This is a genomic window from Acinetobacter sp. ANC 4779, from assembly GCF_004331055.1.
Taxonomy (GTDB): domain Bacteria; phylum Pseudomonadota; class Gammaproteobacteria; order Pseudomonadales; family Moraxellaceae; genus Acinetobacter.
In genome coordinates, this window is sequence record NZ_SJNU01000007.1 from 131,707 (window position 1) to 155,015 (window position 23,309).

Here is a 23,309-nt window from a genome sequence, read left to right on the forward strand (position 1 = left end):
GAAAGTCTTCAAAATGTTGCACATCTTAAGAAGTCATAGACTTTGAAGCAGGATAACTTGTAGCAATATGAGATAGCGTCCAATATTTCTACCCAGTGCTCAGACAGTGACAAACCTGATTGTGCCAGCTTAATTCAAACGGTCTGCATTTGCGGGGAATGGTCATTTTTAAGCATCCAAGTATTAAACCATGAGATGCCAGAGTGCCTAAACTGAGGAAGGATAAGTTTGTTTAAAAAGATGTATTACAGATCAGAATTACGCAGAAATATTACAAAAAATACGATTCAGATATTTCAAAAAAATCACTATGTTTTATTTAAAATATCTTGCATATACATATTATTTTTAATTAATTAATTAATTAATAAATAGAAAGCTGAAATTTTATATTTAATAAATTTTTATAAAATATTAATATCATAGAGTCATGATTTAAAATAATCCTTAGATCTTTTATATTTGTAAGGTATAAATAAATTATTGAGCTTCTAATTATAGCCATGTCCGTACTTCTGATCATTTTTTATACTTTGACTATGTTACTACATCATTTATTTTCTGTTACCACATCAAAACCTGCATTTTAATAGTTTGTTACCACATCAAAACCTGTATTTTTAGTAGTCTGTTACCACATCAAAACTTGCATTTTTTATTCTTTAATACCTTATAGGTATGAAAAAAATGAATTATTATATAAATATTAAATTAATAATTTATTATTTTTGTTGTGAAAATTATTATAAGTCAAAAATATATAAATTTAATATTTAAATTTAGAGTAAATAAAAACCAATAAAATAATTTTATTCATTTAATATAAAGTTAATTGAGTAGGGATGATTTAAGTTAATATAAAGAAAAGATTTAATAGCTTTAATGATAAGATCCAGATGAATGATGAGATTCATTTGGAATGGATGTGTGGTGAAAATACTGGAGACTCTAACTTGGGAGATTCTATACCGCTAACTGATAAAATTTAGCTGCCATTTGATTCGGTGTTTTAAAATTTATACCTTTTTGAATTTTTCACTGATTATAAAATAATTCAATGTATTTTGTTATGTCAGCTTTAGATTTTTCCCTTGTTTGATACGGGTGATGATAAACCAACTCATTTTTAAGTATTCCTCATAAGCTTTCAATGGGTGCATTATCGAAACAATCACCTTTTTTACTCATTTAACCCAAAAAACGATATTCATGAATCATTTTACGGTAATCGTGACCACAATATGTGAGCCTCTATCTGCATGAACAATTAAGCTTTTAGGCGGTTTCTGATTCAGAATAGCCATTGATAACGCATCACAAACAAGTTCAGCAGTCATGTCTTTATTTAAGCTGTAGTTTACAAATTGCTTGGTATACAGGTCTAACCAGCCCTCTGTGGTCCAAATATAAGCAATATCGCTAAGCTAAGCTTGCTTAGGCAGTATCATCTTAAACTGTTGATTGAGTAGGTTGTCATAGACTGATCGCTTATGATTACTGTTCGTCGTACGTTTAAAACGTCTCTGTCTTTTACAATATAACGGGTTGATCCTATTTTTTACGCACTGTATACGGGCTGATTTCGATGCTTGGGGCTTGTAAATGTTTAGTCAAGCGAACATAGCCAGAGCTTTATTAAGTTTCTTGATGTACTAATTTAACAAAGATTGAATTCTGGTTGAATTGTAGAGCTCGTCGGTTCAATCGGTTACGTAGCCAATCATAAAAACCAGAAACAGAGAGGTTTAAATGCTGAGCCATAAAGCGACCAGGCAAAGCGGGTTTATACTTTTTCATTAGCACATACTTCACTGGCTTTCTTTGGCAAAGTACATTGCCTCTTTTTTTAAGAATTCTCGCTTCATTTCAGCAATTATAAGTTGATTCTTTAGTTTTTTATTTTCTTCTAATAGAGCAACAAGCTTTGGATCATATGGTTCTGTATCTGCTAACTTTCCAGACTTGGCCTTGTTGCACCAGTTTGAAAGCATCTGCATACAAAGTTCAAGTTCACGTGCAGTTATACTGACCTTACCATTGTTCTGCTCAATCAATTTAGGGGCTTCAGCCCTGAATTGAGCGGTGTAAATATTTGGTTTTTTACTCATGGTACACTTCTGATGAGTATGATTAGTTTACCAAGTAAAAGCCTACGTTTTTATCGGCATACATCAATATGGACCCGGCTTATACCCTGCAGTGGGCACTTGCTGGAATATTGCTAATCGTGAGTAGTAATAGTCAAAATGTTACAGATGATACAAACAATAAAAATGAAAATGACGGAACGGCCAAAATTAAGACAATTTTAAAAGAACTGTTATCGCAACAGGAAAAATCACTGTACTTTGGAATTAAAATACAATAATGGGTTAATTTTTTAGTCGATTACTCTCTTTATACTAGATTCGAGACATCTGTATTGTTAGGTTGCCTCAACCACATCTGCAATAGCCATTTCTTCTGTTTATCCATTCGCTACTTTCATTATCTCTTATCAAAACTACTTAATATTTACAGTGATCTGGCTTAAGTCTGGACATGGCCGTTTAACTGCCTCATTTGTATATATGAATCTTCATTAATTAAATATCCAAGTTTCCAATAAAAATAAATTAGATCTCGAGTCAGCACTTCACCAGATTATTTTCAGGGTTGCTAAGCTGGTTACTAGCTTGGTTACTAAAATTATTTAATACTTAATAAAGTCGTTAAATAACAATAAATTATACTTTTATATGATGCGTATCATACGCATCATATAAAAGTATGTAAATTTTGATATAATCCAACTCTCCAGTGTCATTAGTGGTTCCATGCAATTTTATGAGTCTTACAGAATTTAAGGTTCGCCAAGCCAAGCCAAAGGATAAAATCTACTTTTTAGCAGATGATGAAGGCCTGAGCCTGAAAATTGAACCGAATGGACGCAAGTCATGGAGCTATCGATATTCTGTAGAAGGATCAAGCAAGCGATCAAGAATAAAACTTGGTATGTATCCATCATTGTTATTAAAAGATGCAAGATTTGCACGAGACGAATATAAATTAAATAACTACACTCTTAAAAGTGTAAGTAATAAAAAAATAAAATCCTTCCAAGATATTTGTGAGGAATGGTTAGAATTTAAAATAAGGAATTCTTTTAGTGATGAACCACGTTGTGGGGTTATTCAGTTGGCAAGAAAATGTTTATTCAATGATATATATCCAGAATTAAGTGATATAGCTTTTGACGAAGTGAAGCGATATGATTTAGTAACAGTAATAAAAAAAATTGAATTTAGAGAAGTAAAAGAACCAGTTAAAAAAGCTTATAGTTATTTAAATCAAATTTATGATTATGCTGTGGCGATGGGGTATTGTGAATATAATATCGCAAATGGTTTAAATAAAATATTGGTAAATAATAAGATTAAGAGAAACTATCCTTATTTAAAATCGCATGATATTCCAAAATTCATAAATAAATTAGATCAGGTGAATACCCATACCCTTATTAAAAAAGCCTTATGGCTTAAATTATATACAGGAGTTCGGGGCACTGAATTACTTCTTAGTGAGCCACATCACTTTGATATAGAAAATAAAATATGGAGCATCCCAGCATTACATATTAAGCAGTTTAGACGTAAAGTCATTTTAGGTCATGAGGTTCCTGATTTTTTGGTGCCTTTATCAGATCAGGCTATTTGTATTGTAAAATCAGCACTTGAGTGGTCTCATGGTGAAAAGTATGTATTTTCAAGCCCGCGATATAAAGACAAACCGATTCATTTTAATACGCTAAATACAGTAATACGTAAAATGGGATATAGTAAGAATGAATTGTCATCTCATGGTTTAAGATCGACATTTAGTACTATATTAAATGAATCGGGTTTATTTCAACAAAATTGGATTGAAGCACAGTTGTCGCATACAGATAAAAATAAAACCCGCGCAAGTTATAATCATGCCGAATATATTAAGCAGCGTAGAGAGATGATGCAGTGGTGGGGAAGTTATATACATGAATATATAGAAAGACCAGGTGTAAATTTCGGATAGATTATATTAAACCTCTTTCATCAATCATTTTTTTATTAATTAAGTGTGACGAGTTCTAGTAATTAAATTGAATCTGAGCCTGTAAACTAATTTTTCTACCTCTATTTCAATAATGGTCTTCCAAGGATTTTGAAGGTTTTCAGACTGCCAAATACCTATTCAACTCCTATTCTTGTTTTATTGACTTTCTGATTGCCTTTATCAGTTGAAATAAAGGAATTTTAATATTTTAGCTTTAAATTTCGTTAAAATAACTCACAACCCTGTACAACACTACGACCGGTACATAAACTCGGTACTTGCTGAGTTTTATAATAAATTAAGGTCTGTATCTTGAAGGTGTGGGTCTTTTTCTGGTCGCGATAGCTTTTTATGTCTTTCTAGGCCTTTGAATTGGAATTTCTATGATCATAACATTCCAGTCAATCCCTTTACCGTCTGACAAACTCGTCGCAATAGAAATAAAGTTCTCAATTCCCGCCACTAGCTCAGACAAAGCATAACTTGATTTTCCCAGTTTATCCGTGTTGTTCACTTGTGGAATTTGCCACTTCTTCACATGATTTAAATTTTTCCAAAAAAACACTATGCTAAATTCCTACCACGTTCGGCAAGCATTTCCTCAAGTTCACGATAGCTGATGCCATAGTTACAATAACAGCGCACAGCCCAAAGAATGGTCTTGCCCTGAAAATTGCCGACCATGGACGGTATACATATGCTGAACCTTGAGCTAAAAACTATTTAGCTTACCATCAGCGGCTATTTGCAATAGTGCCGTAAATTTTTGGTATAGAAAGTCGTCTGAAAAATTCTTATCTTTTGATTTATAAAATATGCCTAAAAAATATATTGAATTTTACATGTAATTTTGTTTTATTGTACAGGTCAACATTAAATATAAGGAAATTGATATGACACTTTCTGCAGAGAAAGCCATTGAAAGCATTCATACCATGCATGTACTGATTGAAAAAATTTTCAGCGGGGTAAATAGCGCTGAAGATTTACCTTTATTAATTAAACATTTTTCTGAAGATTTTGAAATGGTGGGGGCGGCTGGTAAAAAATTTAAATTTGAAGAAGTGAAGCAGCTGTTCGCAAACAATCAAGGAAAAATGCCTGATATCAAAATTGAAATCTATGATGAAGAAATTATTTCACATAATGAACATACCATCGTTTTGACCTATACAGAGAAGCATACCAAAGAATCCGGGATATTAATTCGTCGTTCTTGTGCATTGATTGAGGAAATTCAGGACCAAATGCTTTGGCGCTTTCTGCAGGAAACATTTACAGCTTAAAATTTATTTTAATTTTTTAAAAAGCATAGGCTTATGTTGTTTTACCTTTTTAAACTACATAAGTCTAGCTTTGAAGTTCTGGAATTAATGCATCGAAGTGAGTCAAACCGATTAGACCTGCCATCTCTCCCATTTTATTATTGGCAACTTAGCTGGAAATAACAGGTTTTATATAAGCAAATTTAAAATACCAGTCAGTCTAACCGCAATAAAGCAGTAGGCTTAAGGTTTGCTTTAGCGGACTTAAGGCTACAGTGCGGTAATTTAAGTGCTGAATTAATCAATTTTTTAATTTGATTGAACAGTGATTTTTTTAACTGATTTATATTCAATTTCTCCGCAGAAATCGACAGGGAGTAATCTAAAGGTATAAGTTTATACTTAAAAAGTTATGGAATATTACACGTAAAAGTAAATATAATTAAATTAAGAATGTAAAAAGTTTTGCAGGATTCTAATCGAAAAATAAGCTTGAATAGAAGCAAAATTTGGCTAGATGTAAAACATTTCTGATAATAGTGATCAAGAATATTTTCCCTGTCAAGGGGGTAGGAAATAGGGGCTTATGAGGAATATAAGCCGTCGTACAAGGATTAAGTGACATGAATAGTTCTATCAATGATCAGGCTGCCGCGGTCAGTAAAAAATCAAATGTATATGCATGGTATGTGGTATTGCTATGCATGCTGGCTTATATTTTTTCGTTTATTGACCGGCAAATTTTGGCATTGATGATTGAGCCGATTAAAGCCGATTTAAATTTATCAGATACCCAGTTCAGCTTATTGCATGGTTTAGCATTTTCCTTATTTTATGCATTTATGGGATTGCCTTTAGCTTATCTGGCAGACCGTTTTTCACGTCCTAAAATTATTGCTGTTGGAATTGTATTTTGGAGTATTGCGACTGCAATTTGCGGGTTAAGTAAGAGCTTCATTCAACTTTTCTTCAGTCGGATGGGGGTAGGCGTGGGAGAGGCAGCATTATCACCAGCCGCATATTCGATGTTCAGTGATATGTTCAGCAAGGATAAACTAGGGCGTGCTGTCGCTGTTTATTCCAGCGGGTCATTCGTGGGTGGAGGGATTGCCTTTTTGGTTGGCGGCTATGTGATTGGCTTATTGAAAAATATGAGCTTGATCGAAGTACCACTGTTAGGTGCAATCAAAGCATGGCAAATGGCATTTATTCTTGTGGGTTTGCCAGGTATTTTCATTGGCTTGCTGTTTATTTTAACGGTACGGGATCCGCAACGTAGCGGTCAGCGTTTAAATGCGCAAGGCCAAGTTGAAAAAACCAGTATGAAAAAAGCGTTTAAGTTTATTAAAAAACATCGCACTACTTTTGGCTGTCATTATTTTGGTTTTACCTTTTATGCCATGGCGCTGTACTGTCTCATCAGTTGGACACCAGCGTTTTATATGCGCAAATATGGCTTAACTCCAACAGAAGCTGGCTATATGCTAGGGACGGTCATGCTGGTGGCAAATACCTTGGGCGTATTTTGTGCAGGCTGGTTAAATGACTGGTTTATTCAAAAAGGTAGAAAAGATTCGCCAATGATCACCGGTGTTATCGGTATTGTAGGTTTAATCATCCCGATGATTGCTTTTACCCAAGTGTCTGAACTGTGGCTGTCTGTGACGTTATTGGTTCCAGCGATGTTTTTTGCATCTTTTCCCATGCCAATTTCCACCACAGCCATGCAAATGCTGGCACCTAACCAGCTGCGTGCGCAGATTTCGGCGGTATTTCTGCTGATCAGTAATTTAGTCGCTGTTGGAATCGGGACGACTTTGGTGGCATTAATTACAGATAAAATCTTTGCAAACCCGCTGATGGTGGGGATGTCATTGTCGATTGTTGGTGCTTGCGCATGTGTATTGGCCTTTATTTTATTGAAAAAAGGGTGCAAAGCCTTTAGCGCAAGTATGCAGCAGGAACACCCTATTTAAGCCCAGCCCTTAGAAGTTAACAGTCAAGCAAGAGCTTATTCGGTCTAATGAGCTCTTGCCTTTTAATTCTGAAGAATGGAATCAATGGAGTGCAGAGATGAATCAGCGTTTAAATTTGAGCCTTTTGCATTATCTGGATGAGTTTTTACTTTTTAATTCAGATGACTATCACATCATTAAGGATAAAATCAGTCATTATTTGTGCCCCCATCAATTTGATGTAGAGGCAGATTCCAGTTTGAATACTCGCCTGAATGGATTTAGCTTTGGAAATTCGGCTTTATATGATCTTAAATACAGCGCGGCTGTGGTAATCACGATCGATGAAACATCTCCTCATTATTTGTTTCGCATCAATCTTGAAGGACAATGTAAAGTTGAACATGAACAAAATCAGGTGCTGCAGTCACATGGCATTATGACGGTGACACATCCGCATATCCAAAACCGAATCATGACCAATCACCGCTGCCGCAATATTATTCTCAAACTGACACAGCAGGATGTTGAAACACAGCTGTGTAAAATGTTGGGCTATACCGGTACAGAATCCTTAGTATTTGATAGCGGGTTATCATGTACAACAGAAGCTCTGAACTCAATTGTTGAAACACTGAATTACCTCTGTCACGCATATTATAATATTCAAAACTGGAGCTTTATTTCAGCCAGTTTTACCCAGTATTTGATTGAATTAATTTTACGGAAAGTTCCTAATAATTACAGTCATCAACTCAATGAACGCAGACAAGAAGTCATGCCCAGCTATATGCGAAAAGCACAGCAATATATACAGCAACATCTTCAATCACAGATTTCACTTGCTGAACTGAGTATTTTTTGCGGGGTTAGCAGCCGTACTTTGCAAAAAAGCTTTAATCAGTACTGTCAACAAACGCCGCTGGAATATATTCGAGATCAGCGTCTGCAAGGGGTGCATCAAGCCTTACTGAACAGCCAATTCAGCGATACCGTGACGGATATTCTTTTTCAAAACGGCATTCAAAGCTTGGGCCATTTTTCCAGTCGGTATAAAAAACGCTATGGTTGCCTACCGTCGCAAACCTTGAAAATGAAAGTGGTCTAAATTCTAAAAGTATTCGTATATCGAACAGCCTATTCGCATACGGAGAGGTGAGCTTCATTTTAATCTTCTAAAGTTAATTCAGTTAATCAGGAGGATTCAAAATGAAAATTACAGTACTGGGTGGGGGCATGGATGTTATGCAGCAGCCGTGGAAATGGCAGAAAATGGTCATGAGGTGGTGTTATGGCGCCGGGATGCCGATGCATTAAAAGCATTAGCAGAAACGGGTGAACTGTTCATTTTGGATTATCAAGGTGAGCGTTCTGTGACGGTTGGCTGGAATAACAGCCAGATCAATTTACAGGAGTCTTTAGCGCAGGCAATTGCAGGCACTGAGCTGGTTATTATTCCTTTGCCGGCGACCACGCATCTGGATTTGGCGCAGCACACGGCACCTTATTTCAAAGATGGGCAAGTGATTTATTTACCGCCAGGCACTTTTGGCAGCTTTGTCTTTGCTCAAGCCATGAAAGATGCTGGAAATCATGCACAGGTCGCCTTCGCTGAAACCGGCACATTGCCGTATTTAGTGCGCAAACATGGGTTAAACCGCATTGTAGTGAGCGGGTATGCGACTCGTTTACCTACCGGTGTTTTCCCCAGCAATTTATCTGAACATGCATTCCAGGTTTTACAGCAAGCCTATCTGAGTGTAGAGCCGATAGAGGACAGCTTAAGCGGGGCATTGATGAATGCAGGCCCCATTATTCATCCACCGTTAATTATGATGAATGCCGGCCCGCTAGAGCACTTCGATACGTGGGATATTCACAACGAAGGCACCCAGCCATCCATCCGCAATGTCACCTCTCAATTGGATGCCGAACGGATGCAAGTGCGTGAAGCCTTGGGTTATGCAGCTCCACATTTTCCGCTGGCTGATCATTATAATAAAGCAGATGAAGGCGATGAGTGGATGTATGGCCGAGGTGCTCATGGCAAACTCACAGATAGCGGTGACGGGCGTGAGGACATTGATTTGCAGTCACATCGCTATATGCTTGAAGACACCCGTTTAGGTTTATCCTTAATTGTTTCTGCAGGCCGTTGGGCTGGCGTCAAAACCCCTGTGGCTGAAGGCTTGCTGAATATTGCCTCTGCTGTTGCAGGCAAAGATTTATATGCCGAAGGCCGGACATTTGAAAGCTTAGGTTTGGCAGATAAATCCAAACATGAATTACAAATGATCTTGCATCAAGGAGTCTAAGATGCCCAAAATTCAGCACACTGCGGTGGTAGGGGCCGGGCGAATGGGCAAAGCGATTGCCATTGCTTTTGCCTATGCCGGACTGCAAGTCAAACTGATTGATGCTAAAGAGCGTTCAATTCATGATTTTGTACAATATCAGCGACAAGTAGAGCAGGACATTGCACAAGAACTGATGCTGTTAAGTCAAATTCAATTCATACAACCGGAGCAAATTTCAGCGATTCAAGCCAATATACAGCTAAGCGACAAATCTGCCTCCATTGAATATTTAAAACAATGTGATTTAGTTTTGGAAGGTGTGCCGGAGAAACTACAGGTGAAGCAGGATATTTTTGCTTGGCTGGATCAACATATTGCACCTGATTGTATAGTGGCTTCAACCACCTCCACCTTTTTAGTGACAGATATCGCCAAGATGCTTTCCTATCCTGAACGTGTGGTCAATGCACATTGGCTCAACCCGGCTTATTTAATTCCATTGGTTGAATTAAGCCGCTCAGAACAGACTTCAGATCAAATAGTGCTGGCGCTTAAATCTTTTTTGACCTCGATGGGCAAAGTAGCAGTGGTATGCAATGCCAAAGCGGGCTATATCGTACCCAGAATTCAAGCTTTGGCGATGAATGAAGCGGCACGAATGGTAGAAGAAGGGGTTGCATCGGCAGAGGATATTGATATTGCCATTCGCACCGGTTTTGGGCTGCGGTTCTCGGTCTTGGGTCTGCTTGAGTTTATTGATTGGGGTGGAGGTGATATTTTGTATTATGCGTCGCAGTATTTAGAGCGGGAGCTGGGCGAAAGGTACAGTACAGCAGAGATTGTGGCAGAAAATATGCGCAATGGTCGAAATGGCTTAAGAGAGCAGCAAGGTTTCTATCAATATGAAGATGTAGATATTTCGTCCTATAAACAACACGTGCTGCAAACTTTTTTGAACAGAATAGAGGCAGCCGGCTTAAAGCCTGGATTTAATATGATTTCTTCTAGAAGGTAAAATGTATTCAGCAATAAGCCCATTCGAATGTATGGGCTTTTTGTTTAATGGCTAATTTTTTAGTTTTCAGCTGGATGGCATAAGATCGAATATTTTTTTCATCTGGGCATTCAGCTGAATCAATTCCTCATCATTAAAAGCATTTAAAATCCCTGAAAGAGTGACTTGGCTGATTTGATTAATCTGCTCAACCAGTTTTTTTCCTTTATCTGTCAGCTTGACCATTGAAATACGTTCGTCGAATTCAGAAGAAAAAACCTGAACAATGTCATCTTCCACCAAGCGGTAAATGGCTTTGGTTGCAGTGGTCAATTTGAGTGTAGATAAATTGGCAATCTCGGTAATGCTGGCTTGCCCCAATGCATTGGTACTTAAGATAATTTTGCGGCGGGTATTATCTATTCCTAGTTTTTTTATAGACTTCTCAATCAGCTGCGTATATTTCCCGTTGACTTGGGAGACCCAGAAAAAAGGGTAGCTTTGTAGACTGCTAGGTTCATTGTTAGGCAGAAAATTTTCTAAATGAGTAAGCATGGCAAAGTGATAACTTTGTGAAAATGGATAGTCCATTATACAAAAATTAAAAATATTTTCTTCGTTCTCTGTTAGGAAAAACACTTGACAATCACATGGCTTTTTCAGATATTAGTCTTAGTTATAAAAATACATGGAAAAGTGAATGAATATTGTGGCACAGGATGTTCATCTAGGCTCAGGAAAGCTCACCGTCATGGTGAAAGACTCTATCGATATTCAAGGTTTTCAAACTGTCTCGGGAAGTAAGGCGCTCGAGTGTATCCCTGCGGCAGAGCAGAATGCCGTTGTGGTTGAGCGTATTTTGGCTGCGGATTGTCAAATTACCGCAAAAACAAATTTGCATGAATTGGCTTTTGGCATTACGGGCATTAACCGTGCATTCGGTACGGCGCTTAATCCCAAATATCCAGCGCTGATTCCTGGCGGATCATCGAGCGGCTCGGCTGCAGCTATTGCAGCCAAACTGGCCGATTTTACTTTAGGAACAGATACCGGTGGCTCAATCCGCATGCCTGCTGCCTGTTGCGGAATTTTTGGTTTAAAGCCGACTTTTGGCCGTGTGAGCCGCGAAGGGGTACATCCGGAAAATAGTTCATTGGATTGTGTTGGCCCCTTTGCCAATTCCGTCAGCATGATTGAAACCGCTATGCAGATTATTGATCCGAGTTTTCATCCTGCAAAAGCCTTGGAGCAAACGCCTAAACTTGCGGTGCTGAATGTAGAGGCGAGTGATGACGTGAATCAATGTATTGCTGAATACCTTGCAAAAGCTGGGTTGGTTTTGACCCCGGTAGAGATTGCATCTTTTGAGGAAGCATTTGATGCCGGTATGCAAATTATTAATTTCGAAAACTGGCAGGCGTATGGCGCTTTAACTGAAACAGGACTGTTGGGTGCCGATGTCAATACGCGTTTGCTGAAAGCCTCAGAAACTACACGCCAGCAGGTTGCAGAAGCAGAAAATGTAAAAGAAAGGTTTACCCAAGAAGTAGATGCTTTATTGAATCAATATGATGCATTGCTGTTGCCGACCCTGCCGCAGATTCCACCACAAGTTGCGGATGCAGAAAATACAGCCGCATTTTTAAATTTAACAGGGTTGGTCCGTCCATTTAATTTGTCTGGGCATCCGGCAATATCAGTGCCATTAGAGACAAAAGAGGGCTTACCTGTGGGCTTGCAGATTGTTGCTAAAAAAAATGCAGATGAACAGCTCTGTGCAATTGCAAAATTTGTCGTGAAGGCGGCGCAATAAGTTACAAGGAGTTAACGAATGAATCATTTATCTGCAAAGGATTTTGTCATGGATAATACCGCAGTGGACTTGACTGCATTGTGTCAGGAAATCCGGGAACGCGCATGTACTGGCGAATTTGATAATCAGGCCTATGTCAGTCAAGACATCATTGAAAAATTAAAAAAACTGGGTGTATATCGGGCATTTGTTCCAAAGCGTTTTGGTGGTTCGGAAGTTTCGCCGCGTGAATTTTGCGAGCTGATTGAAAAATTATCGATGGCGGATGGCTCTGTGGGATGGGTGGCCAGCTTTGGCATGAGTCCAGCTTATTTAGGCAGCTTGCCGGAAGAAACCCTGAAAGAGCTGTATAAAAATTCACCGGACATTGTTTTTGCGGGCGGTATTTTTCCGCCGCAACCCGCAGAAATTACCGATGAAGGAGTTATGGTTACAGGGCGCTGGAAATTTTCCAGTGGCTGCATGGGTGCAGATATTGTGGGTGTCGGTATTGCGCCGCAAAAGGGTAATGAAGCGCAGGGTTTGCCACGGATGGCAGTCATGCCTGCAAAACAAGTAAAAATTGAAATGACTTGGGATACCGTGGGCTTAAAAGGAACGGGAAGCCATGATTTAGTTGTTGAAAATGTTTTGGTGGCTAAAGAGTGGACATTTGTACGCGGAGAGCCGTCTAAGCTTCCAGAGCCATTTTTTAAATATCCTTCCTTATCACTTGCAACACAGGTTTTGACAGTGGTGGGTATAGGTGTGGCGGCAGCGGCTTTAAACGAATTCAAGCTCCTTGCGCCAGGCAAGGCTTCTATTACGGGCGGTTCCGAAATTGCCAACCGTCCAGTCACACAATATCAATTTGCGCAAGCTGAAGCAGAGTTTAAAGCGGCGCGTACCTGGTTTTATGAAACGATGGATGCCGTTTGGAGTGAGGTTACTGCAGGCCGTACACCAACCGCAGAACAAATCAGTGATATGCGTCTGTCTTGTACACATGCTGCCCGCGTTGCTGCCCGTGTTGCCCGCAAAATGCAAATGCTGGCAGGTATGACCGCCATTTATACCAACAATGTGTTTAGCCGCTTTGTGAACGATACCAATGTGGTGACACAGCATGCCTTTATGGGGGATGCCACCTTGCAGAATGCAGGTTTAATCAGCTTTGGCTTAAAACCGGCACCGGGTTATTTATAAGCAGATTGACTTCAGACGTGAGTATTAAGAATGAATGACAAAATGGATTTGAGTGCAATTCTACAGCGTTTGGCACAGTTGGAAGCGCAAGCCGCAATTCGAAACTGCATTAACCGCTACATGGAAATTTGTGATGCTTTAGATGCCAATACTGACTTGAATGAATTAATGGATTTGTTTGATGAAGACAGTATTTGGGAAGGCATAGGCGAAAAATATGCACAGTCTTTTGGTCACTTCAGCTCACGGCAGGCGATTCACGACATGTTCAAGGGGTATACCCAAAAAGAATCGCATTTCGTGATGAATGCGCATTTTGTCAGTTCAGAACAAATTTATGTTGAGGACATGCACGCAAAAGCAGCTTGGTTGATGTTGCAAACTTCAACTTTTCAAGATGGCCGCAGCCATATGAATGCAGCCAAACTCACAGTGACATTTAAACGGCAGCAGGACGATAGCTGGAAAATCAGACATTTTCAAACGGAAAATATTTTCAGTCGTCCAGTCTCTCATTGGCACAGTACAGCAGAATTGCCAGTACCGTCTCAGACATAACCCAAGGATAAATTTAAAAGGATAGTTGACATGAATAGTATCATTCCACTTCAAAATATTGATATTGACTACAATGAGCTAGTTCAATCAGACCGTGCGCATACTTCACTTTATAAAGATGAAAAAATCTTTGAAGATGAAATGGAAAAAATCTATTACAGCAATTGGGTCTGGGTGGCGCATGCCAGCGAAATTCCAGAAGGCGGCAGCTATAAGACCATGAATATCGGTAAGCAGCCAGTGGTTGCGGTGCGTGACCGTAAAAAGAAAGTTCATGTGCTGCTTAACCGTTGCCGTCATCGCGCTGCAACACTATGTGAACATAAAAAGGGAAAAACCAACAGCTTTGTATGCCCTTACCACGGCTGGAGCTATGCTTTGGATGGCAGTTTACGCGGTGTGCCGTCTCCTGAAAGCTATGGCGAATGCCTGGATAAATCTGAATTCCCTTTGGTCAGCCTGCGCGTTGAAGAATACAACGGTATGATTTTCGCCTCTTTTAATCATGATGTTGAACCGTTGGAAGATTTTCTCGGTGCGGCGAAAAAATGGATTGACCTGTTCATTAAACAGGGTGCGGGCTATCCAGTGAAAGTTCTGGGTGAGCACCGTTTTACCTTCCCCGGTAACTGGAAAATCCAGCTGGAAAATACTACAGATGCCTATCACTTCCCATTGGTGCATAAATCATTCTTAAGTTCAGTCGATGAAAAAACCGAAGAACTATTTAATTTTGATAACCAGCCGGGCTATGTCGAAGATTTAGGCAATGGTCATAGTGTCATGGTGATGATTCCTGAACTGGTCGATTTGGAAGAAGAATTGATGGAACGTCCTATTCAGGAACGTTTTGAAGATTTGGCTCAGGCATTGCGTGATGAAGGCCATGCAGAATTGGAAGTGCGCCGTATTGTCCGTGCTGTAGGCGGTTCTGGTTTTAACCTGAACTTGTTCCCCAATATTGCCTGTTCAATGGCTTTCTTCCGTGTCATGCAGCCGATCTCTGTAAATAAAACAGAAATTCATCACTCGGTTATTACTATGGATGGTGGCCCGCAAATTGCCAATCAGTACCGCTTGCGTTTGCATGAGCATTTCCAGGGCCCATTTGGTTTTGGTACACCGGATGATGCAGAAGCATGGGAGCGGGTACAAAAAGGGGCAGATGCAGGTAATGATTTATGGATCATGCTCAATCGCGGTTTACCGGGCGAAGTCAAAACTGCAGATGGCTTAAAAAGTGATGTAAGTGCTGAAACTGGCATGCGGGCTGCGTATCAGCAGTGGAAAAAGTTGATGACGGCTTAAGGAGAGAGCAATGAAAATCGATTTAAATTTATTGAATGAAGTGACTGCTTTTATTTGGGCTGAAGCGGACATGCTGGATCATTACGAACATGCAGAATGGTTAAAGCTGTGGAATGAAACTGGCGTTTATATTATTCCGATTGATCCAGCATTAACGGATTATGAAAATAATTTGAATTATGCCTATGACAATCATCACATGCGTCAATTACGGGTAAACCGTTTAGACAATGGCGAGGCCATCTCCACTTCTCCAAAAGCAAATACAGTGCGCAGCGTATCGCGTGTGCGGATTGTCAAAGATGACAGTGATGAAATTATTTTACGTTGTGCGCAAAACCTGCGCGAATTCCGCAAAGAAAGTCTGAAGCATTATACCGCAGATGTCACGTTTCACTTGATCCGCGATGCTGAACAAGGTTTTAAAATTAATCGTAAAATTATTAACTTGGTCAACTCTACCGATACGTTAGCGGGTATCAGTTACATTCTTTAGGAGAAAAAAATGAAACAGATTGTTTTAGTGACGGGCGCCGCATCGGGTTTAGGTAATGTTGTTGCAGAATACTTTGCCAGCCAAGGTCATCAAGTTATTTTATCTGCAAGCACACTGGAAAAAGCTGAAGCTGCAAAAGAGCGCAGTGTAAATGCGAAAAATATGTTTCCTCTGAAGCTGGATATTTCTGTTGAAGCAGATTTTCATGCTGCTGTGCAATGGATTGAAGAGAAATTTTCAAAACTGGATGTACTGATAAATAATGCGACGGTCACCAAAGCAACGCCTGTTTTAGAGATTACTGCGGCTGATTTTGACTGGATTACCCAAGTTAATCAGCGCGGTACATTTCAGTCGTGTCAGATTATCGGCAAGTATATGGCAAACAAAGGTTTTGGCCGTATTGTCAATATGGCGTCCTTGGCAGGGCAAAATGGCGGCACAGCAACGGGCGCGCACTATGCAGCGACCAAAGGTGCCATTGTGACCCTGACGAAAATTTTTGCCAAGGAATTTGCTGCGAAAGGTGTCACGGTCAATGCGGTTGCACCAGGGCCCATGGAATCACCGATTGTGCACAGCGTGGTATCTGAGGAAAAGATGGCACAATTTATTCAGAATATCCCTGTCAAAGCTTTGGGCAGTATGCAGTTTATTGCTGAAACGTGTGCGTTATTGGCAAGTCCAAATGCCGGTTTTGTGACGGGTGCAACGTGGGATATCAACGGCGGATTATTTATGCGTTAAGCCGCGAGCTTGATGCATAACGGGGAGATGAATTATGACTGCACTTTATAATGTTGTTGTCAAAAACCGCCATGTAGAAGGCGAAAATATTGCAGTCATGGAATTTGAATCTGCAACATCTACAATGCTGCCTAAAATCGAAGCAGGTGCACATATTGATGTGCATTTACCCAACGGTATGGTACGTCAGTATTCACTTTGCCAAAATCCAGCTGAAACGGGTATTTTCCGTTTAGGAATTTTACGTGATCCTGAATCCAGAGGCGGCTCTATATCCGCTTTTGATGAATTAAAAGATGGTATGCAGATACAAGTCAGCGCACCGAAAAATCTTTTTTCTTTGGTGAAAGCCAAGCATTCGGTATTGATCGGTGGCGGTATCGGCATTACCCCACTTATTACCATGGCGTATCAGTTGGCTGATCAAGGTGAGTCTTTTGAGTTGCATTACTGTGGGGCAAGTCCAGAACGTTGCGCCTTTGTAGATGAAATTAAAAATGGTGCGCTGGCTCAATTCACCACCTTTCATTTTAAATCGGAAGGCGCGAGCCACCGTGAATTTTTTCAATCTGCGATACAGAATATTGATGCTGAAAGCCATATTTATACATGTGGTCCAAATGGATTTATGGATTGGGTCATTAATCTAGCGCAGACCCGGGAATTTCCTGAACATCAGATTCACAAAGAATATTTTCAGGTAGAGGTGGAAACGGGTGGTGATGCTTTTGAAGTGGTGGCTGAACGCAGCGGCAAAATCATTATGGTGAATGCCGAGGAAACCATTTTACAGGCTTTGGCACGTGAAGGCATTGAGATAGAAATGTCGTGTGAGCAAGGGGTTTGTGGGACATGCATGTGTGATGTGCTTGAAGGTGAGCCGGATCATCGCGATGTGTATTTTACCGATGAAGAGAAAGCCAGCAATGAGCAAATACTGGTGTGCTGTTCTCGCGCTAAATCGGCACGCCTAGTGTTAGATATTTAAATAAACACCAGTCATATTGAAATTGCACAGTATTGGGTCCGCACAGGAATAGGACTTTAAAATTCAGGAGAGAAGCATGAACGCATTACATACGATGGATACTATAAAAATTGATCCAATCAAATTTAGACGCGCATTAGGCAATTTTGCTACAGGCGTCACCATTATGACTGCGCAAAATGAACAGGGCGAAAAAGTAGGAGTCACAGCAAACAGTTTTAACTCTGTTTCTTTAGATCCCGCTTTAATTCTCTGGAGTATCGATAAGAACTCTTCAAGCTTTCATGTATTCGAGCAAGCCACACATTTTGCAGTCAATATTTTGTCCGGTTCGCAAATTGAACTTTCCAATAAGTTTTCACGCCGTAATATCGATAAATATGAAGGCACCAGTTTTCAGGAAGGCGCAGGACTAGCACCAGTTTTAGACCACTGTTCGGCTGTTTTTGAATGTGAGCGCCATCAGATCATTGAAGGTGGAGATCACTGGATTATTATCGGCAAAGTGGTAAATTTTCATGATGAAGGCCGCAGTCCGCTGGTTTACCATCAAGGGGCTTATTCAGGTGTGACACCGCATCCTTTATTGCAGGTGAAAGAGTCTGCTGAAGTTGAAGATGTCGGTGAGATGCATCACGGGCATTTACATGGCAATGTCTGCTATTTGATGAGTCGCGCCTTTAAATTCTATCAAAATGATTATATTCCTAAGCAGCTGGTGACGGGTTTCCGTACCAGTGAAGCACGGCTTTTACTGGTGCTAGGCAGTGGTACGGCTTCAAGCAAAGCGGATTTACCGCGTGATATTGCTATGCCAATGCGTGAAGTAGAACGATCCGCTGCAATTCTGGAAAAAGACGGTTTGCTGATTGAGACCGACGGCTTCTATAAATTGACAGAGAAAGGCAAGAAAACCGCGCATTATTTGTTTGATATTGCAGACAGCCATCAGAATGAAGTATTAGAAAAATATTCAGACAGTGAAAAAGACAGTTTCATTAAAATTTTAAGAGATATTGCGGGTATTAACTAAATGAGATGGAGAGGCAACTAGTGCAAAATAAGCAATAGTTGCCTCCTACTTTTTGTTTTTCACCCTGATATTTGACCGCTAATAGTCACTGACTATTAGTTTTTTTTAATAAATAAACAAAAAAATAAGAAAAATAATCTATCTTTAAAATCTCATTCCACTGGATTTTTGTGCTTAAGCACGTTTTGATAGAATTTTTAAATAGATGCATAAGATTTTATTTTCTTCATTTAAACTGCCTCATTTAGTAAAACCCACCCTATTGTAGAATCCTCAAGAAACTCAATATAAGTTCTGGATTTTCTGAAACTTTCTAAAAGGGTCAGATTTTATCGACCTTGTGAATGATTGAAAATATTAATAGATCATTTTGAAAAAAGATGTTGATACGGTCAGTAATGCGCAATAGCGACCTGTCATGAATACCATGACAGGTCGCTATTAAAAAAAGAAAGATCCGAATGCTAAAGATTAATAGTTCAAAGTCACACTATGTTTGCTGCTTTGGTCAATTTTCTTTTGATCGACTGCATCTTCTTTACATTCATAGTTTTCAAACAATGGTAGTTGATCGGCAAAATGAGCATCGGGTTTACCATTTTTATCAATAAAACCACTTTGACCTGGGGCTAAAATTGAACACATGGTGACTTGATTCGGGTTCAAAACAACTCTAAAAGAGGCACTTCCTGTATTGCCATAAGTACTCAACTTTTGCTGGTGTGCCAGATCAGCCCAAGGGATACCCACGGAATTTTTGGCCGAGAATCCCATTGTTGCAACAGGAAGTTTCCAATCATTCGGCTCTGTTGAGTTATATTGCTTTGACAGTGTTGCTAAAGCATTCTCAAGGGCAGTTAAAACCACTTCATCAGGAGACTGTCCCTTCAAAAAATCGACCTGTTGAGCAACAGCTGACTGTTTTCCCTGAAGTGCATTCCAGATTAACTTTGATGCGCTTGCTGGCTGAGTGCTCCGCGGATCCAAATTGACCGGGTAAAGCGTATCGGTATAACGACTGTAAATACTTTCTGATAGGTTGGGTTTTAACACCAGTTCAATCATTTGATTAAGCCATGCACGCATAATGGCAGGAGCTGCGCCTTCATAGTACTTAGCTTGATGATCTGGGCGGAGTTTATAATCCCAAGAGGCCAATAAAGGTACGATTTTTTTTGCAGCTTCAGACGCTTTTGGGCTTTGGGCTGCTTTAACCATAGAGGGAATAAAATAGCGTGCGTTGAGATCAGCCCATGCGCCGGTTTTGTTCATGTCCCAAATTTCTTGCTGGCTCAGCTTCTGTTTACTTTCAAGCGGTTCAAGCAATTCATTGACGCGGTCCACATGAGAAAAATTAGATGAGTCTGAACGTAAGCCTGCATATGCTTTATTGTTCCAGCTTGCGATATAGCCTTTTTCTGGATTGTATTCTTTCGGATTATGCGAAAAATCATAAAAACCTTGCCATTCCATCGAGCCGTCACCTTGAGCAGGAAGCTGCGGATGCTGATTTTCTGGGCGGATAGGTAAACGGCCTAAGGCTGCAACACCAATATTATTATCCGTATCGGCATAGAACCAAGTGATGGATGCTGCGACCCGTTTGGCTTGTTGCATAAATTCATCCCAATTAGACGCTTTTGCAGCATTCGCCCAACCTAACAAGGTTTCGACTTCAACACCTTCCCAGCTGCGTCTTTGCGCATAAGCTGTTTGGTTTTTCTCATCCCATGCAGTGACAAAGCCTTGTTTACTTTTATAAACATCTAAAATGTGATCTGCTTGTTTACGGACCTTAATTTTGACTTGCCGATGTTCGAAAGGAATATATGCACCTTGGTAGAAATATTCTTTAGGATTACTGGGGTTTATCTTTAGCTGATAAAAATCATTGGTATCGAGTGAACCCACGGTTGAACCCCATGCAATTTTACCATTAGTCCCAAATAAAATAGCAGGCAGGCCGACAGGAGTAATACCTGTTAAATTATAGCCAGCGCCATGTAAGCCAATACTGTAGGTAATGGCAGGGGTATACCATCCTTGCTGAGGGCCATTATATAAAACAGCTTGTCCTTCAACAGTTTTATCCCCCTGTAGAACCCAAGCGTTGCTTGCAGTCGGTACACCATCAATGACCCCTTTGCCTAAGGCAATACGGGCTTGAGTTAAATAGTTATCTGCCGCTTGTTTTGAAATAGGTCGAGCTTTGGTGAAGGTTTGCTTTTGACGTGCTGAAAGCTGAGGTTTTTGTTCTGACTGGATAATGGTGGGAGCGCTAGGATCGTCTAGCCAACGCAATTGTTGATAAACCTTTAAGCCTTCGTCTTGGCCCTTTTCTTTTTGTAGTTGGGTGAGCAGGTCTAAATTAGAAATTTCTGAACTTGCTGCAAAAAAGCGATTTAAAATCAAACCGACCCAAATCATGGCAATATCTTCGGACTGCCAAGTGGACGGCTTGAAATCATAATCGAGAAATTCTTTTGGCATCAGTTCAGGGTTTTCTAGAATTTCTTTGATTCTCTGATTGAAACCAGCGGCATAACCCTCAAAAATTGCCCGGTCTTCGGGGGACAATAGCGCAAGTTGCTGTTTAATATTTTCAGGATTAAAGCGACTATGGGTTGCAATATCATATTGCAGATAGTCTGCTCCCAGAACTTCAGCTACAGTACCTTGACCGGTTCGCTTAGACATTTCCATTTGGAATAAACGGTCCGTTGCTACAGCATATCCATATCCATAAAACAGTCCGAATGTATTGTCTGCATAAACATGGGGTGTCCCAAAATTATCGCGTTTAATGGTGACCTGTTTTGGCGTGGATACTGGCTCTAAAGTTGAGGATGAGTTGCAACCTGCGAGAAACATGCAGCTTAAACTCAAGACACTGTATCGAATCAATACATTTTTATAATGAGACTGATTATTGATCATCTGGCTTTTCAATTTAGATCTCCTTGCTTTCATTATGATTTAGAAGTGAATTCATTAACTGGCAACCACGTATTCAAGGTGGCTACATTCACTTATGAACATGCCTTGTTCATTACTTTAATTATTACTACTTATCCATGTAATTTTCCACTGATGGCAAGGTATATCGTTATACTTTCTTTAATCTAAGCGAGCAAAAAATACAGATATTGTAATAAATTTAGGCAAAGAGGGGGTTTTAAAATATACTAAACCCTTGTATTTAAATATAATTATAAAATTAAAAGATTTAAAATAAGACTGGCTGAAATTTTTTTGCTAAAACCTGCTGTTTTAGCTTCGCTATTTTTGAATAAAATACACTCGTAGGATTAATTTTCAGAATAAATGATATTTTTTTAAAATTAACAAGAAAATTACATGTATTTATGTTATAAAAAATAAAGTCGTGAGACTCATCAATGAATGATAAATGGAGTTTGTCATATGGAAATCAATAAAATATTGCTTGTTTCTGCTCTAGCAGCAGGTTCAGTGACCAGTCATGCCGATGTACGCATTGGGGTGGTTAGTTCATCTACAGGCCCCGTGGCGATGGTGGGAATTCCACAGAAGAATACAGTTGCGTTACTTCCTAAAACCATTGGTGGTGAAAAAGTCACTTATATTTCCTTGGATGATGCCAGTGACCCAACCGCAAGCGTAAAAGCAATTAATAAATTGATCAGTGAAAGTAATGTAGATGCCATTATTGGGCCTTCTGGATCACCAAATGCCAGTGCAGTCATTGGTATTATTGCCAAGGCTCAGGTCCCTTTACTGGCGCCTGTCGGAACATCCACTGTTGTTTTGCCAATGAATCCGCAAAAAAAATGGGTATTCAAAACCACACAAAATGATGATTTGATCGCCCAAGCCTTAGTTGAGGACATGGTTAAGCGCAAGATTAAAACGTTAGGCTTTATTGGTACAGCAGATCCTTATGGAGAGAACTGGAGTAAAGTCGTTGCTCATTTAGCAGCCAGCAAGGGCATTAAAGTTACACAAAAAGAGTCTTTTCAGCGTCAGGATACCTCATTGACTGGGCAGGCCCTGAAACTGATTGCCGGCAAGCCACAAGCCATTTTAATTGCAGCCCCGGGCGGTGCCGCAGTAACACCGCAAGTTGCTTTATATGATCGCGGTTATCGTGGACAAATTTATCAAACCCATGGTGCGGCCTTAGATCAGTTTTTAAAGTTAGGGGGCAAAAAAGTAGATAACACGATTTTGGCGGCTAGCTTGATGCTGGTCATTAATGAAATTGACAATAAGCATCCTTCCAAAGCCATTGCTTTGAAATACATGAACAATTACAAAAAAATCTATGGTGAATACCCGGCGACATTTGGTGCGAATGTCTATGATGCTGGACTGCTGTTAGAAAAGGCGATTCCGGTGGCATTAAAGCAGGCGAAACCAGGAAGTGTGCAATTCCGCCAAGCATTGCGCACAGCATTGGAACAAACCAAAGAAGTGGCAGGGACACAAGGTGTTTATAACATGACGCCAATGGATCACAGTGGTTTTGACAAGCGCGGACGGGTCATGGTCACTGTAAAAAATGGACAATGGAAATTGCTGAAGTAATAAATTTTTTAAATTAATTAATCTGCTATTCAA

18 protein-coding genes and 3 pseudogenes are annotated in these 23,309 nt (G+C 39.8%); 16 read left to right on the forward strand and 5 right to left on the reverse strand.

Annotated elements, in window-relative coordinates; genetic code table 11:
- Window positions 1–963: 963 nt before the first annotated feature.
- A pseudogene (locus E0H80_RS09885) lies at window positions 964–2,108 on the reverse strand (IS3 family transposase).
- Window positions 2,109–2,176: 68 nt separating this feature from the next.
- Between E0H80_RS09885 and E0H80_RS09890 the strand changes: the two are divergent.
- Together E0H80_RS09890 and E0H80_RS09895 are read left to right on the forward strand one after the other, a co-directional pair.
- Window positions 2,177–2,368, forward strand: coding sequence for a hypothetical protein (locus E0H80_RS09890; protein ID WP_228259979.1), 192 nt, complete (start codon window positions 2,177–2,179; stop codon window positions 2,366–2,368).
- Window positions 2,369–2,826: 458 nt separating this feature from the next.
- On the forward strand, window positions 2,827–4,050 hold the full coding sequence (locus tag E0H80_RS09895; protein ID WP_131365365.1) for a tyrosine-type recombinase/integrase: 1,224 nt from the start codon (window positions 2,827–2,829) through the stop codon (window positions 4,048–4,050).
- Between the two features lie 370 nt (window positions 4,051–4,420).
- Here the strand turns inward: E0H80_RS09895 and E0H80_RS09900 are convergent, their stop codons facing one another.
- Window positions 4,421–4,636 (reverse strand): hypothetical protein, encoded by a 216-nt coding sequence (locus tag E0H80_RS09900; protein ID WP_131365367.1) that lies wholly within the window; start codon window positions 4,634–4,636, stop codon window positions 4,421–4,423.
- A 14-nt stretch (window positions 4,637–4,650) separates the two neighbouring features.
- Window positions 4,651–4,768, reverse strand: a pseudogene (locus E0H80_RS09905) (IS6 family transposase); the annotation flags it as partial.
- A 196-nt stretch (window positions 4,769–4,964) separates the two neighbouring features.
- Here E0H80_RS09905 and E0H80_RS09910 point away from each other — a divergent pair.
- The 5 genes and pseudogenes from E0H80_RS09910 (at window position 4,965) to E0H80_RS09930 (ending at window position 10,603) form a co-directional block, all read left to right on the forward strand.
- Entirely contained in the window at window positions 4,965–5,357 is a 393-nt protein-coding gene (locus tag E0H80_RS09910) for a DUF4440 domain-containing protein (protein WP_131365369.1), read from the forward strand.
- Window positions 5,358–5,959: 602 nt separating this feature from the next.
- The gene (locus E0H80_RS09915; RefSeq protein WP_131365371.1) at window positions 5,960–7,312 is read left to right on the forward strand and encodes a spinster family MFS transporter; all 1,353 of its coding nucleotides are present in this window, start codon (window positions 5,960–5,962) and stop codon (window positions 7,310–7,312) included.
- Between the two features lie 97 nt (window positions 7,313–7,409).
- On the forward strand, window positions 7,410–8,399 hold the full coding sequence (locus tag E0H80_RS09920) for an AraC family transcriptional regulator (protein ID WP_131365373.1): 990 nt from the start codon (window positions 7,410–7,412) through the stop codon (window positions 8,397–8,399).
- 101 nt (window positions 8,400–8,500) lie between these two features.
- Window positions 8,501–9,606: pseudogene (locus E0H80_RS09925) on the forward strand (NAD/NADP octopine/nopaline dehydrogenase family protein).
- Between the two features lies 1 nt (window position 9,607).
- Entirely contained in the window at window positions 9,608–10,603 is a 996-nt protein-coding gene (locus tag E0H80_RS09930) for a 3-hydroxybutyryl-CoA dehydrogenase (protein ID WP_131365375.1), read from the forward strand.
- Window positions 10,604–10,669: 66 nt separating this feature from the next.
- Here E0H80_RS09930 and E0H80_RS09935 read toward each other — a convergent pair whose 3' ends face one another.
- The gene (locus E0H80_RS09935; RefSeq protein ID WP_067870068.1) at window positions 10,670–11,137 is read right to left on the reverse strand and encodes a MarR family winged helix-turn-helix transcriptional regulator; all 468 of its coding nucleotides are present in this window, start codon (window positions 11,135–11,137) and stop codon (window positions 10,670–10,672) included.
- Window positions 11,138–11,282: 145 nt separating this feature from the next.
- Here E0H80_RS09935 and E0H80_RS09940 point away from each other — a divergent pair, with 145 nt between their 5' ends.
- The 8 genes from E0H80_RS09940 to E0H80_RS09975 all read left to right on the forward strand — a co-directional run bounded on the left by E0H80_RS09940 (window position 11,283) and on the right by E0H80_RS09975 (window position 18,710).
- Window positions 11,283–12,395: an amidase gene (locus E0H80_RS09940; RefSeq protein ID WP_131365377.1), complete on the forward strand. Its 1,113-nt coding sequence runs from the start codon at window positions 11,283–11,285 to the stop codon at window positions 12,393–12,395.
- Window positions 12,396–12,413: 18 nt separating this feature from the next.
- On the forward strand, window positions 12,414–13,580 hold the full coding sequence (locus E0H80_RS09945) for an acyl-CoA dehydrogenase family protein (protein ID WP_131365379.1): 1,167 nt from the start codon (window positions 12,414–12,416) through the stop codon (window positions 13,578–13,580).
- Window positions 13,581–13,610: 30 nt separating this feature from the next.
- On the forward strand, window positions 13,611–14,138 hold the full coding sequence (locus E0H80_RS09950; RefSeq protein WP_131365381.1) for a nuclear transport factor 2 family protein: 528 nt from the start codon (window positions 13,611–13,613) through the stop codon (window positions 14,136–14,138).
- 30 nt (window positions 14,139–14,168) lie between these two features.
- Window positions 14,169–15,446, forward strand: coding sequence for an aromatic ring-hydroxylating oxygenase subunit alpha (locus tag E0H80_RS09955; protein WP_131365383.1), 1,278 nt, complete (start codon window positions 14,169–14,171; stop codon window positions 15,444–15,446).
- 10 nt (window positions 15,447–15,456) lie between these two features.
- A complete protein-coding gene (locus E0H80_RS09960; RefSeq protein ID WP_131365385.1) occupies window positions 15,457–15,942 on the forward strand; it encodes an aromatic-ring-hydroxylating dioxygenase subunit beta in 486 nt (161 codons plus the stop codon).
- Window positions 15,943–15,951: 9 nt separating this feature from the next.
- Window positions 15,952–16,689 carry an SDR family NAD(P)-dependent oxidoreductase gene (locus tag E0H80_RS09965; protein WP_131365387.1) on the forward strand — a complete coding sequence of 246 codons (738 nt, stop codon included), beginning with the start codon at window positions 15,952–15,954 and terminating at the stop codon, window positions 16,687–16,689.
- 34 nt (window positions 16,690–16,723) lie between these two features.
- On the forward strand, window positions 16,724–17,677 hold the full coding sequence (locus tag E0H80_RS09970; protein ID WP_131365390.1) for a PDR/VanB family oxidoreductase: 954 nt from the start codon (window positions 16,724–16,726) through the stop codon (window positions 17,675–17,677).
- Between the two features lie 76 nt (window positions 17,678–17,753).
- A complete protein-coding gene (locus tag E0H80_RS09975; protein WP_131365392.1) occupies window positions 17,754–18,710 on the forward strand; it encodes a p-hydroxyphenylacetate 3-hydroxylase reductase component in 957 nt (318 codons plus the stop codon).
- A 471-nt stretch (window positions 18,711–19,181) separates the two neighbouring features.
- Here the strand turns inward: E0H80_RS09975 and E0H80_RS09980 are convergent, their stop codons facing one another.
- A complete protein-coding gene (locus E0H80_RS09980) occupies window positions 19,182–21,647 on the reverse strand; it encodes a penicillin acylase family protein (RefSeq protein WP_131365460.1) in 2,466 nt (821 codons plus the stop codon).
- A gap of 486 nt (window positions 21,648–22,133) precedes the next feature.
- On the opposite strand from E0H80_RS09980, the gene E0H80_RS09985 reads away from it, so the two are divergent.
- A complete protein-coding gene (locus E0H80_RS09985; RefSeq protein WP_131365394.1) occupies window positions 22,134–23,276 on the forward strand; it encodes an ABC transporter substrate-binding protein in 1,143 nt (380 codons plus the stop codon).
- Window positions 23,277–23,309: the final 33 nt, after the last annotated feature.